The organism is Xylanibacter caecicola, assembly GCF_013166515.1.
GTDB classification, from domain to species: Bacteria; Bacteroidota; Bacteroidia; order Bacteroidales; family Bacteroidaceae; genus Prevotella; species Prevotella caecicola.
The window spans coordinates 22700-36444 of the sequence record NZ_JABKKJ010000003.1 but is presented as its reverse complement, the minus strand read 5'-3'; the positions used below and the strand labels follow the sequence as shown (position 1 = coordinate 36444).

Sequence of the window (13745 nt, the reverse complement as noted above, 5' to 3'; positions counted from 1 at the left end):
ATTTACATCTCATATGCGTTACGTTTACATCTCATATGCGATAGAAAACCATATAGCATATCTTAAGTTCCGATACACCTTACGTGGATTGTTTGCAATATAACAAGGAACTTAAACTCGGCGAACTTACATTAATATAACGTCTTTTCGCCTCGTTTCGGGAAGCACGACAAGGCGTTCCACCCTACCGTTCTTATATACACATTCGACAGTTGTCTGCTGCGGAGCGTGCAGTTTGAAGCTTACATCCCACTCTTTGGGCCAGCATGGCAATAGCAGGATGCTGTCGCCGACGTTCTGCATCAGCATCTCCTGCAGCGCTATCATTCCCGTTCCGCCCCAATTATGGTCGGGTGTCCAGTCGTGACCGGGTCCGAAGAACGCCGGAAAACGGTGCCTGCCGTCCTGCAGTTTTCGCCATACCAGGTCGCGAGCTTCGGGCAACAGCCCGAGTCTTGCGCAGAATATGGCGTCCTGATGCCACGACTCATGGCGGTTCTTCTGCCAGCGCGGCTGGTCTATGCCATATCTCCATGTGTCTCGTGCCACCTCAAGGTCGGGTCTTCCAAGCCCGTACATGTCGTATGGGAACACGGGATAGAGCTGGTTTATCTCCACGTTCATCAGCCGCTCGAACGACTGTGCCGGGGCTATCACCTTGTGTCCCTCCATTATGCGGAAAGGCAACGGCGGCATGTGCGACAGCATCTCCTGCCATTTCGAACGACTTGTGTCGCTCAGATATTTGTCGGGCAGCGCCAGCAGTTCACGGAGCACGGTTGTCAGTGCGGCTATTGTCTGCGACGAGTTTGTAGCCATCTTGTAGGTCTCGCCGGCTGTTCCCGGATAGAATATGTAGTGTTTGTTCCTGTCGAAAGGCTGAACCGTGCGTTGGAGAGCAAGCATTCGGTAGTGCTCGTCGAAGAATGTAAGGCAGCTCTCGATGAACGGAATATACGGGCTTATGTCGCGTCCCTCGTATGTATGGGTGCGAATCATCATCAGACAAAAGTCCATAACGGTGTCCCACAGATACTCGCAATAGCCGTTCGCCTGCTTGCCTCTGGGACGCAGACCTGTGCGCGGCTCCATTCCGTAGCTGTATGCCACCGGCAGTCCGAAGTTCTCTATCTGTTCCGTAAAACAGGCGCCGTTGTGCCCCCAATACGACTCTGTCATCAGTTCGGCATTGCGCTGCATCCTCAGATAATAGCTGAACTGCGAGTCCATCATGTCCCAGTCGCCGCTTTTGAGCATGGGCCAATATACGAGCCGCTGGTTTTGCGCCGTCATTGAGGCACCTCCCCATTGGCGGAAGTCGGGCGAAAGGCGTCTGTTGCCTTTCACATAGCACGGGTCGAAGGTGAAGAGTGAGCCGTTGAACTTTGTCGGTGTGTCGCCATAGGCATTGCATCCCAGCATATAACGGAACAATTGGTAGTTGCGCGCTATCTGCTCCGCTCTCGGGTCGGAAGCGCTATACATATTTATATAGCTTCTTTGCCAGAACTCGCTCCACCATCGCAACGATGCCTTTCTGTCGGCGGCGGTCGATGCAAGCTGTCTCTTCTGTATGCCGTCGAGCGTCTGCCGCCATTCCCGGAGCGTTGGTGTCTGTGCCACATGCGTTGTTATTGTGATGTTGATTTTCTTCTGCGGCGCTGCCGAAACGAGACTCCACGAACGGTAGTCCGTATCGGCATAACGCCCGTTGCCCGTACTTCCGGCAACGAGTCCGGAACCTTGTATCAGTCCTCCGAACGTGCGGTTCTTGACAGGATTCCACAGTTTGTCCTTTATATCCTGCAGTTCTTCACAGTCAACGGTGCGGTCGAATACGAAATCATTGCGGTTGCGGTGATAGAAAAGTATTTGGTTCTTGTCGAAAGCCACACTGTCCGGATATATATAAATATTCTCCTTTGTCCCCTTCATGCCGCAAAGATGAGCATCCTCTCCGCTCAGCGCATAGTCCGCATAGCGCCAGTTCTCGTATGTCAGAGTGGCTTTCTGCGGCTTGTCTGCCCTCACTTCAACGTGCACTACCGGATGAAACACGTCCACCCACAGCGTCACCACCGTGTTGTTGCTTCCATACAGGCGCACCGTACCGTCCTGCAGCGTCAGCACCTGACGGAAGTTCTTGTCGAAATGAGCCTCGGACAGGTGGAGTCTGACGCGCCCGAGCTTGAGCAGAGCATTGTTCTCGTCGAAACAACTGCTACGGGAGAAGTAGAAAAGGATGTCGTTGTTCTCCGCCCAGACGTTGAGTCCGGTCTCTCCGCCGCCGCACGGCATGGACTCCGAGCTGTTTTTGCTTTGCGTGTTCCACGTCACATTGCAGTCGCCGAGCGTCTGAAACGACTTGCCACCGACGCCCGTGCACATAAGCAACATTGCCAGGATGTACGATAATCTTGTCTTCATGATATAAAAATGTTATTGCTTTTTTAATATAGACGGTGCCTTTTTATTTGTGTACCTGCCTTATTTATAAGATGAATTACAGACGTTATGACTTCAACGGAGTGCCTGCATGATGAAGTTCCAGTCGCTTTTCAATACGGCATGGGGACCCTCCCGCAATAAATAAACGATATTCTGCGGCTTGCCGTACAGACTGTATGCCGGCAAGGCAAACCGGCAGCCGAGTTCTTCGCCCTTAGGATCTGCCCACAAATCCTCCGTCCCGCTTATCACGATAAGTTTACGTGGAGCAATCATTGCCAGCAGTTCATGCTGGTCGAATGGCATGTATTCCTCGCGATGACTGAACTGTCTGAAGTTTCCGCAGAACCAGTGATAGCTCCACTCGTTGACACATTCCACTGTCTCGCCTACGCAACGGCGCGACAATGCAGCGCCGCAGCATCCGGAATTGACAGACACCACGGCGGCGAAACGCCTGTCGGTGGCTCCCGCCCACAGAGCCGTCTTGCCAAGTCGCGAATGCCCCATGACTGTCACGTTGCACACATCAACGACATCAGCGGCGAGCTTTTCCATAGCGTCGAGAGCCCTGCTTGCCGTCCATGCCCAGCATGCTATCGCTCCCCATTCGTCAGGCAGCGGATAGTCCTGACCTTTTTTATAGAAGTGACGGTGCAGACGGCTCGTCTTGAAGTCGTCGCGTGCCTTGTCCGCCTCGGCGTCTGTATAGCGGAAAGTGGCGAGCACATATCCACGGTCAAGCAGAGTATCGGTCTGCCATGCCTCACCTCCTTTTGCCCTGGAACCGTCCTTGCGCCACTGCCAGATAGAGTCGCTGTCGGCAAACGACAGTCCAAGGATTGTCTTTCGGGGCAAGTTTTCGCTTTTCTTGTCGTGTTTCCATACGAGAGTAAGCCTTACGTCGGGTCCGTCGGAGGTGAGATGCAGAATGATGTCTCTTCTCATTGCTTTCCCGTTCCACACTTTCCGGTCTTTTCCCTCTGTCTCAAAACTGAATGTAGAGTCCTGCCGTGGCTGTCTGCCATACATATAAGTGGTGAAGAGTTGCATCAGCTCGGGGCGGCGTTTGTCCTCCCATTCTGCCGCAGCCGTAACCTTTGTCCCGTCAAGACAGGTCATCATGTCGGGCAACGTATACTCCGGAACCAACGCCTCATCATAGTTGGCATTGTTGTAGTATGCCTTGAAAAAGTCACGGTTTGCCACTCTTCTCTCATATTGCGCCATACAGCATGTCGCCGACACCACCACTGCAAGGGTGCTGATGAAAATCTTCTTTATTGTCATACTATACCTTATTATATATATGAGGTTTTTTATGAAGGAGGAGATAATGGGGAGATAGGAGGAGATATGTGGCTGACGCCACAGGAGGTAGAGGACAATAGCTTTGAAACAAGCAACAGAAATTCGTCCTTTATCTCCTTTTATCTCCCCTTATCTTCACTTATCTACTTCTAAAGAAAGAGCCCCGAAAGCCTTTCACGACTCTCAGGGCTCGGTTATTCAGTCAATACAGTCGCACGGACCGTCGTTCATACATCCCTTTACTTCGACACATTGTCCGGGTTCTGAGCACCTTTAAGAGCCTTGTTGCTGTCAAGGTCTCCCTTCGGAATCTTGAACAGATATGTCTTCTTGGGCTTGAACACGATTTCGTCGGACATGTAAGTGATGCCGAGTTCTTTTGTCTTGCGGCACTTCTCGGTAGCGAAGTCGGCAAGTTTGTCCTTGCGCAACTCGTCGAAGAACACCTTGCCCTCGCCCACAAACTCATAACGGCGCTGGTCAAGGATGTCGTTGTCGATGTCTGCCTGCGACGTTCCTTCGGGAAGAGTAACAAGACCGGCACGCTTGCGCACGTCGTTGAGTTGTTCAAGACCGTCGCCGCCATTCAGCAGATTGGCTGCCTCGGCATAGTTGAGCAACACCTCGGAGTAGCGCAGAATGGGGAAGTTGGCATTAGGAGCTTCCAACGAGAAGCTGGTGCGGTTGTCGAAATACTTGCAGTTGAACACGGCGCGCATCTCTGCCGGACGGTCATTCCATGCCTTCGGTTCCCACGACAGGGTGTTTATGTTATACCGACAAGGCTGCGAGACAAGCGACTTGGCGTCAGGACCGCACAATCCTTCGAAATATGAAAGCAGGGCATTGGCACGCTTGTCACCCTTCTCAACCATTTCTTTATAGAGCAATCCCGACACGCCGAAGCGTGCATACTGGTAGCATCCCATATAAGCGGTGTTGGTACGTCCCAGTCCGAAACGTATGTGCATGCAGTTGCTCTGTCCTGCCTGTTCTGAGTATTGCAGCTCGAATACCGACTCTTCGCAGTTCTTGGCATTGGCATTGAACCAATAGAAGTTATCGGTGAACTCCGGCATCAGCTTGTATACTTTCGAATTGATAACCTGCCAGCTGTAGTCTTTAGCCAACTGCAGGTCTTCCCTGTTGTTGTCGTTCATAGTTGCCTTGTAGAGATACACCTCGCCAAGCGCAGCCTGAGCAGAACCTCTCGATGCGCGCCAGACTTCGTATCCGCTCGTACCGCGAACAGGAAGGAACTCTTCCGCCTGCTTAAGGTCATCGATAATGCGTTTATAAGTGTCGTCTACCGATGCTCTCGGAATGTCAAGCCCTTCAACACCGTTTGTATAAGTGGTTGTGAGAGGCACTCCGCCGAACAGGCGCAGCAGGTGGAAATACGTATAGCCTCTAAGGAACAGCGCCTGTCCCTTGATGCGTTTACGCGACTCATCGCTCATGCTCACTCCGTCGACACGTCCGAGCACCACGTTCGCCCTGTTGATGCACTCGTATGCCATCGCCCATATCTTCATCACTCCGCCCACAGACTCGCTGTTGGCATATACCCACTGCGACAGCTCGTGCATGTTGTCCTTGTTGTATGTGGGCCATCCCTGCTCCGTAAGCATCTCTATCTCTGCCAGATATAGAGCGTTGTTTCCCGAGTACAGGCGACGGAAACGGTTGTAGGTTCCGGTCAGTCCGGTCTGCACCTCAGCCTCTGTCTTATAGTATGAGTTCGGGTCGATGAATGTATACGGATTCTCATCGAGGTCGCTACAGCTTGTCAGCGATACCCCTGTTGCCGCCATAGCCGCCATGGCTACGCCTGCCATCATATATTTAAATGTCTTCATTGTATATGCTTTTGGTTAAATCTTAGAACTTGATATTAACTCCAAATATCACTGTCTTGCCGTAAGGGTTGGACATGTCACCGTTCTCCGGGTTGTATCCGTTGTGGTTTGCAGATGTGATGAAGTTCTGGAAGTTCACATTGAACACAAGGCTCTTGATATAGCTTGTATTGATGAGTTTGGTGAAATCATAGCTCATCTGGATGTTCTTCAGGATGAAGTACGACCAGTCGGCGTTGGTGCGGTTGGAAAGCACAACACCCTTGGCACCTATGCCGGGAGCTGTTCCGTTGGGATTGGTCTCGGCGTCCCACATGTCATGATAACCGTCTTTCGAAGGCACACCAATCTGGTTCTTCACACTATTGTCAATCCACATCGCGTAGTTTCCGGTGTCCTGATAGCCCACAGACCATTTTGTTCCGTTGGTGTAGTGGTTCTCGGCACCCGACATTGAAGCATATTTGAAAGCACCTTGTCCGTATACTTGCAGTTTAAACTCTTTCCACTGCACACCGAGATTGAAACCGTAGAAATATTTCGGCTCTATGCTGCCGATGCACTTTGTATCCTCTATGGAGAGCTTGCCGTCGCCGTTCACGTCTTCATACATTTCCGAACCTATGCCCACGGTACCTCTCAGACCGGGCATCTTTTCAAGATAAGCGTCCAATGCTTCCTGCGACTTGATAATTCCCAAAGAGCGGTAAGCATAGACACCGTTGACCGGCTGCCCCACTTCAAGGACTCTCGACAGACCAGTCGAAGCTGTTCCGTCGTGAATGACGATGCGGTCTGCCCCGTCGTACAGTTTCTTTATCTTGTTCGTGTTGTACGTGAAGTTTCCTCCAACGGTTACCGTCCAATCCTTGTCCTTATAGACATCGGCACTTGCCGAGAACTCCAAGCCGTAGTTGCTAACCTTGCCCACGTTGCTAAGAACATTCTGATAGCCGGATGTCGACGGTATCGGCACGTTGTAGAGCAAGTCCGTTGTCTGGCGGTTGTAGTAATCGAAGTTCAAATATATGCGGTCGATAAGGGTGAGGTCGAAACCTGCATCAAACTGCTTGGTGCTTTCCCACTTCAGTTTCGAGTTGCCCACTTCCTCATAGAAGCCTATGATAGAGTTTGTTCCGTCCGAATAGTTGCCGTTGCCGGTCGAGGTTTGCAGACGTGCCAAAGACTGGTAGTTTCCAATCTCCTGGTTACCGGTAACGCCGTAGCTGGTACGAAGTTTCAGGTTTGTGATTATCTTATTGTTCTTCAGGAAGTTTTCCTCTGATGCGCGCCATGCCAGACCGACCGACGGGAATGTACCCCACTTGCTGTCGTCGCCGAAGCGTGATGAACCGTCGAAACGTATTGTCGCCGTGAGCATATAGCGGTCTTTGTATGCGTATGTGCCGCGTGCCGTCCATGAGATGAGGCGGTTGCTGTAGATGTCGCTCTGAACTTTGAGCGAAGCAGGAGATGCTCCGGCAAAGTCGTGTGCGCCAAGCGCGTCGTTAGAGAACTGACCGGACATCTGCGAATAGCGGTATTTATAGTCCTGCCATGAATAGACACCGGTGAGCGACATGCGGTGGTCGCCCCACTGATTGCTGTAGGTAAGGATGTTATCCATAAGGCGCGACTCCTGTTTTGTCCACCGGTGCATGCCCGAACCCGTTGTCGCGCCGGACTGTATTCCTTTCGCCGTCTGCGATGAAATGAACTGATAGCGGTTGGCGGTCTTGACGTCGTAACCTATATTAAGCTTATAGTTGAAGTGCTCGGAGAAGTTCACCTGAGCAAAGAAGTTGCCTATGAAACGCAGACTCTTGATGTAATCGTCCGTGGCATTCATGTCTGCAAACGGATTGAACACCTCTCCGTGCTGGATAATGTTGTAAGACCCGTCCTCGTTATATGGCAGATCGGTAGGATATGCCAGGCGGAACAGGTCGTTGGTAACCTGATTTGTCAGGATGTCCTGCCGCGAATTTGTAAGCTGCATGTTCGAACCAATGGAGAACCATTTATTGAACTTGTGTTCAAGGTTTGAGTGCAGAGAGAACTTCTCATATCCCTGTGCCTCGAGCAGTCCGTCCTGATTGTAATATCCGGCAGAGAACATATACCTTGTGTCGCCACTCATGCCGTCGAGCATTAGCCCGTAGTCCTGTGTCAGCGCAGAACTCTTTATTACGCCCTCCTGCCAGTCATAGAACCTGCCGTCGTATGTTCCGCCGGGGAAAGGTTCCGTACCGCCTTGTATTTTTGTAGCCTTGTTAAGATAGTCGATGAACTCCTGTCCGGTGATTGTCTCGATAAGGCGTGAGCGCATCTTTACTCCCATGTTGGCATGGACGGTTATATTGTGCTTTCCTTCAGAGCCTTTTTTCGTGGTGATCATCACGACACCGTTGGCACCGCGCGAACCGTAGATGGCCGTCGCGGAAGCGTCTTTCAATATTTCCATGGACTCGATGTCAGCAGGGTTGATGTCGTTCATGTTTCCGTCTGTCAAGGCAAATCCGTCCACAACATACAGAGGATCCGTACCGGCATTGATAGACGCCGAGCCGCGGATGCGCAGTGTGGGCGCCTCGCCGGGCTGGTTATTGGTGAACACGGCAACTCCGGTAGACTTTCCTTGCAATGCTTCGATAGGATTCGACGCCATGACGGATGTTATGGCATCGCTGCGCAGTGAAGTCGTTGCACCTGTAAGGTCTCGTTTCTTCATCGTTCCATAACCGATGGCTACTACTTCATCGAGTTCCTGCGCATCGGATTTCATTGTGACATTAATGGTTGACTGTCCTCCGGCTTTCACCGTAACCGGAGTGTAACCCACGTATGAGAATACAAGTGTTGAGTTTGAGGGTACTGAAAGAGAGTAGTTGCCGTCTACATCGGTAACACAACCGGTGCCCGTCTGACCCTTTACGGCAACGGTAACGCCGATTAGCGGTTCGCCGTTGTCATCTACAACCTTTCCTTTAACTGTTTTCGATTGGTTAACTTGCTGTGTTTCAGCAGATTTCACCCCCCGAAAACACTGCCGGCTACTATTGGAACGGGCATTGACAATGTGCCAACGGCAAGTCCGCAAATAACCAACGCGCGTCCGTGTCTGTGACTTAGTACATCTAATAGATGACGCATGTTTTTCTGATACTTCATCGGTAATTTTTAAATTGGTTAATAATAATTTATCAAAAAATAATCGTAAGTGTTATTAGATTTAATTCAAGGTGCAGAAACTCAAACTGCTTTTGTTCATCATAGGTTATTGCAAAGATAGTTTTTATTTATTAAAAACAAATAAATTGACATCTTTTTTTATGGCGGAGGTTTCATTTTACAATAAAGTAGATAGAAGGAGATAAAAAAAGATATGTGGCTTGCGCCACGGGAGATAAAGGACAATGGTCCTTGGATTAAGCAACAAGGCATTTGTCCTTTATCTCCCTTTTATCTTCCCTTATCTCCCTCTATCTCCCTTTCAAAAACATACCCATTTCACAAAACGCCACCTTTCGGCTTGCAAAAGGTGGCGTTTCAGGCTCTAATATGCCACCTTTCAGAGGCTGAAAGGGCACCTTTTGGAGCCTGAAAGGTATCATATTGATTTACATATAGTTACAGATAGCTTTCAGACAAGGACGATATCACGCAGTTTGTCAAAGCTGTCGATGACATATTCGGTGCCTAATTCCTCAAGTTCCTCGCGTGTGCCGTTGCCGTATGTCACACCCACGGCACGCACTCCGGCGCGGTGTGCCATGAGAACATCAAACTGTGTGTCGCCCACTACGATGGCATTCTGCGGCAATATGCCGGTCTTGTCGAGCGTCACGAGCACCATGTCCGGGGCAGGCTTGGCATTATCTATATCGGTGGCGCATATCACAAACGAGATATATTGCTCCATATTCATCTCTCTTAGAAAATCGATGAGGGTATCTCTGCCCCTGCTGCTGGCAATAGTTATTGTCGTGCCGGCGTCGTGGAGCGCCTTTATCGTCTCCACCACATGCGGAAACACGGGCACGGCACCCGGTTTGTTGTTCTCGAAAAACAGCCGCGTGTAGGTCTCGGCGCACTTGTCGCCCATGGCGTCGTCCATGTCTATGAGTTGCGTAAAGGTCTTTTTCAGGGGCAGTCCTATCATCGCCGCACACTGGCTGTCGGTGCGCGGCGGAAGATTAAGCTCGCGTATAGTCTGCTGCATGGTGTTCACTATCAGACTCTGCGTGTCTGCAAGAGTGCCGTCGAAGTCGAGTATCACAAGTTTTGTTTTACAGTTCATTGTTACAATATTATAGTTAATATAGGTCCTATAGGATTTATAAGGCTTATAGGACTTATGATGTTACCTTCTGCTTTTGCTACTTCCGCATCATCACCGCCACGGTGTTGAGCCGCGCATAGTTGTACGACATATACATAAAGCCGCCGTAAGGGTTATCCGTTCCCCATGAGTTTTTGCAGATAAACCAGCGTCTGCCGGCGGCATCGCGGGCAATGCCTACAAGCTCCATGCAGTGGTCATCGGTGACGGAGAAACTCTCAAAGGCGCGCTGACGCTCGTCCTGCGTCACCGTGCGGCTCTCGTCGGGCAGGAAGGCTGTGCCGCGCGAAAACGAGAAGGCATCGCCGCGTGTGCCTCCTTCCCAGCAAACAGGATGCCCGGCAAGGAGCGATGTCTCTACACGGCGCATCAGTGTGTCTATGGGAAGATTGAGAAAAGTGTCGTGACTGTAGTTGTCGGGCAGTTCAAGGTCTGCATACTCGTCGAAAGGATGATGCGTAAAACTTGTCAGCGCCATATATTCATCGGGACGGCACACGCTGCGAGCGAACTCCACGGGCGTGTATCGCGCGCCGTACATATATATATTATATGGCATCGGGGCGATGTCGCGGTCGAGAATGTCGTCCACCTTGTCACGCCAGCGGTCGAGTCCCGTACGCGCCCTGACAGCCCTTTGCGCCGCATTCTCTATCTTGCGGCATGCCATGGCGACATCGCCGTCACACCGGTACGAGTCGTAAGGCATTGCGCCGTAGCGCATTATAAGGCGGACAAGTTGCGGCATGGTTCCGCGAAGGGATATGTGCGACGTCCCGCCGGTGAGGTAAAGACGCTCCGCCTCGCTACGCAGCAGCATGCGCGCGACATAGTCGGGCGAGAGATTGACCGAGTCGCCCTGCATAAGATGCTCGCTCTCTATGGTTGCAAGCATGGCGTATGCCCAGCAAAGGGCGTCTCTGCCCTGATGCTTTACGGGGGTGGTGCGTATTAGGGATATTGTGGTGAAGCGTGGCGCGGGCGGCGCAACGTCGCTCTTCCTGCCACACGAAAGGAGAACGACGACTGCCGCGAAAAATGTAAAGTATTTCTTCATCATACAGTATATCTTTAGTTCTGCCGCAACAGACATGCCTTGGCACAACGGTGCAAAGTTACGGCAAGAGCGATACACGGCAAAACATTTTTAGCGGTTTTTGCATTGATATGCCGTGGTTTATGTGTGCGGATAACGCAAATATTTAGTACCTTTGCAGCCATGAACCAGCAACAGTTATCTGATTTTGAGATAATGGCGCCCGTGGGGTCGAGAGAAAGTCTCGCGGCTGCCATACAGGCAGGCGCCGACTCGGTGTATTTCGGCATCGGGCAGCTCAACATGCGTGCCCACTCGGCAAACACATTCACCGTCGATGACTTGCACGAGATAGCGGAAACGTGTCACGCCCATGGCATAAAGACATACCTGACGGTAAACACGATAATATACGGCGAGGATCTGAAAACCATGCGCACCATCGTGGATGCCGCCCGCGAGGCAGGCATATCGGCGGTGATAGCGAGCGATGTGGCGGTGATGACATACTGCAACAGCGTGGGACAGGAAGTGCATCTGTCCACGCAACTCAACATATCGAACATCGAGGCGCTTAAGTTCTATGCCCGGTTTGCCGATGTGGTGGTACTGGCACGCGAGCTGAACATGGAGCAGGTGGCGGAGATATACCGCGGGATAGTGGAAGAGAACATCTGCGGACCGTCTGGAAAGCCCGTCCGCATAGAGATGTTCTGCCACGGCGCGCTGTGCATGGCGATAAGCGGAAAATGTTATTTGAGCCTCAACAACACGGGACGCAGCGCAAACCGGGGCGAGTGCATGCAGCTGTGCCGCCGCTCGTATACGGTGACTGACACCGACACGGGCGACCAGTTGGAAATAGACAACAAATATATAATGAGTCCTAAGGATCTGAAGACCATACGCTTCATAGACCGCATGATGAATGCCGGCGTGCGTGTGTTCAAGATAGAGGGACGCGCACGTGGTGCCGAATATGTCTACAGCGTCATCAGGTGTTACAAGGAGGCAATGGCGAGCGTACTCGACGGGACGTTCACAGAAGAGAAAAAGGACGAGTGGGACAAGCGTCTTGCCACCGTCTTCAACCGCGGTTTTTGGGACGGATACTATCAGGGGCAGCGTCTCGGCGAGTGGAACAGCCACTATGGGAGCTGCGCCACGGAGAAGAAAGTGTACGTGGGACGCGGCGTGAAATATTTCTCAAAGTTGGGAGTGGCTGAGTTTACCTGCGAGGCTTGCGAGTTCGAACCGGGCGACAGGCTTCTTGTCACGGGTCCTACAACGGGCGTGATGTACGTAACGCCGGACGAGATACACGGCGACAACGGTGCCGTGGCAAAGGCAGAGAAGGGCACGCGCGTAAGCATAGCCGTACCGGAGAAGGTGCGTCCGAGCGATAAACTGTTTAAACTGGTGAGTACCGGGAACGGACTTGACAATAAAACGAAACAATAAAAAACATCGACAATGACAATAAACGAGCTTCAGGATGAGGTGATAGAGGAGTTTTCCGACTTCTCCGACTGGATGGACAAATATCAGTATCTCATCGACTTGGGAAACGAGCAGCAGCCTCTTGACAACAAATACAAGACGGAGAGCAACCTCATCGACGGCTGTCAGAGCCGCGTGTGGTTACAGGCAGACCTGACGGACGGCAAGGTTGAGCTTACGGCGGAGAGCGACGCACTGATAGTAAAGGGTATAATCGCCCTGCTTATAAGAGTGCTCAGCGGGCACACTCCGGGCGAGATACTCGACGCCGACCTGTATTTCATAGACCGCATAGGACTGAAAGAGCACCTCAGCCCCACGCGCAGCAACGGTCTGCTTGCCATGATCAAGCAGATAAGGCTTTACGCTCTGGCATTCAAGACAAAGGAAGAAGCGTGATAATTTATAATTGATAATTCATAATTTATAATTGTTCGTTGGCGCGAAACGGGTATCGCAAGCGTCTGTAAAACAAACAGTGTCGTCCTTTCAGGACATCGGTTGAAGACAGAAGACACCAATTATAAATTATCAATTGTAAATTATTAATTTCTCCCGAATAGCCCCCTTAATTATAAATTATAAATTGTCAATTATAAATTAATATAGGTTTTGCGTAAACTAAAGACCATTGAAATGCACCGCATGACCGTCGACGAGTTCCGTAATGCGGAGAAACTGCCGCTGACGGTTGTCCTCGACGATGTCCGCTCTCTGCACAACGTGGGCAGCGTGTTCCGCTCTTGCGACGCATTCAGAATTGAGGCGATATATCTCTGCGGCATAACAGCGACACCGCCGAACGCCGAAATACACAAGACGGCACTCGGAGCGGAAGACAGCGTGGCGTGGAAATATTTCAAGACGACGGCAGAGGCTGTGGCGGAACTGCACTCCACAGGGCACATGGTGTTTGCCGTGGAACAGTGTGAGGGCAGCACTAAGCTGCACGAAATGGATGTCGACGGGAATGGAAGATATGCCGTGATACTCGGTAACGAGGTCAAAGGCGTTCATCAGGAGGTGGTGGACATGAGCGACGGATGTCTCGAAATACCGCAGTTCGGCACCAAACACTCGCTTAATGTTTCGGTCACGGCAGGCATGGTTGTATGGGAGTTTGCACGGAAGCTGCTTCTTGACGCACGCTGACAACGCGCCATGTACCCCCGGAAGCAGGCGGAAGGCAATCGGCAAGATACGTTTTTGTAATCATTTTGTATCTTTTTTCATAAAATAATGAGTATCT

The 13745-nt window shown here is 51.3% G+C and carries 9 protein-coding genes; 3 read left to right on the top strand and 6 right to left on the bottom strand.

Annotated elements, in window-relative coordinates; translation table 11 throughout:
* Positions 1-126: 126 nt before the first annotated feature.
* The 6 genes from HPS54_RS02920 to HPS54_RS02895 form a co-directional block, all read right to left on the bottom strand.
* Positions 127-2427: a DUF5703 domain-containing protein gene (locus tag HPS54_RS02920; protein ID WP_172343981.1), complete on the bottom strand. Its 2301-nt coding sequence runs from the start codon at positions 2425-2427 to the stop codon at positions 127-129.
* Positions 2428-2520: 93 nt separating this feature from the next.
* Positions 2521-3738 (bottom strand): glucuronyl esterase domain-containing protein, encoded by a 1218-nt coding sequence (locus tag HPS54_RS02915; RefSeq protein WP_172343980.1) that lies wholly within the window; start codon positions 3736-3738, stop codon positions 2521-2523.
* A gap of 260 nt (positions 3739-3998) precedes the next feature.
* Positions 3999-5618 (bottom strand): RagB/SusD family nutrient uptake outer membrane protein, encoded by a 1620-nt coding sequence (locus HPS54_RS02910; RefSeq protein WP_172343979.1) that lies wholly within the window; start codon positions 5616-5618, stop codon positions 3999-4001.
* Positions 5619-5640: 22 nt separating this feature from the next.
* Entirely contained in the window at positions 5641-8652 is a 3012-nt protein-coding gene (locus tag HPS54_RS02905; protein ID WP_172343978.1) for a SusC/RagA family TonB-linked outer membrane protein, read from the bottom strand.
* Positions 8653-9261: 609 nt separating this feature from the next.
* A complete protein-coding gene (locus tag HPS54_RS02900) occupies positions 9262-9918 on the bottom strand; it encodes an HAD family hydrolase (protein WP_172343977.1) in 657 nt (218 codons plus the stop codon).
* A gap of 79 nt (positions 9919-9997) precedes the next feature.
* Entirely contained in the window at positions 9998-11020 is a 1023-nt protein-coding gene (locus tag HPS54_RS02895; protein WP_253951917.1) for a C1 family peptidase, read from the bottom strand.
* A 159-nt stretch (positions 11021-11179) separates the two neighbouring features.
* On the opposite strand from HPS54_RS02895, the gene HPS54_RS02890 reads away from it, so the two are divergent.
* The 3 genes from HPS54_RS02890 (at position 11180) to HPS54_RS02880 (ending at position 13648) form a co-directional block, all read left to right on the top strand.
* Positions 11180-12457 (top strand): peptidase U32 family protein, encoded by a 1278-nt coding sequence (locus tag HPS54_RS02890; protein ID WP_172343976.1) that lies wholly within the window; start codon positions 11180-11182, stop codon positions 12455-12457.
* Positions 12458-12469: 12 nt separating this feature from the next.
* Positions 12470-12895: a SufE family protein gene (locus tag HPS54_RS02885; protein ID WP_172343975.1), complete on the top strand. Its 426-nt coding sequence runs from the start codon at positions 12470-12472 to the stop codon at positions 12893-12895.
* A 213-nt stretch (positions 12896-13108) separates the two neighbouring features.
* Positions 13109-13648, top strand: coding sequence for an RNA methyltransferase (locus tag HPS54_RS02880; protein WP_172343974.1), 540 nt, complete (start codon positions 13109-13111; stop codon positions 13646-13648).
* The last annotated feature ends 97 nt before the right edge of the window (positions 13649-13745 follow it).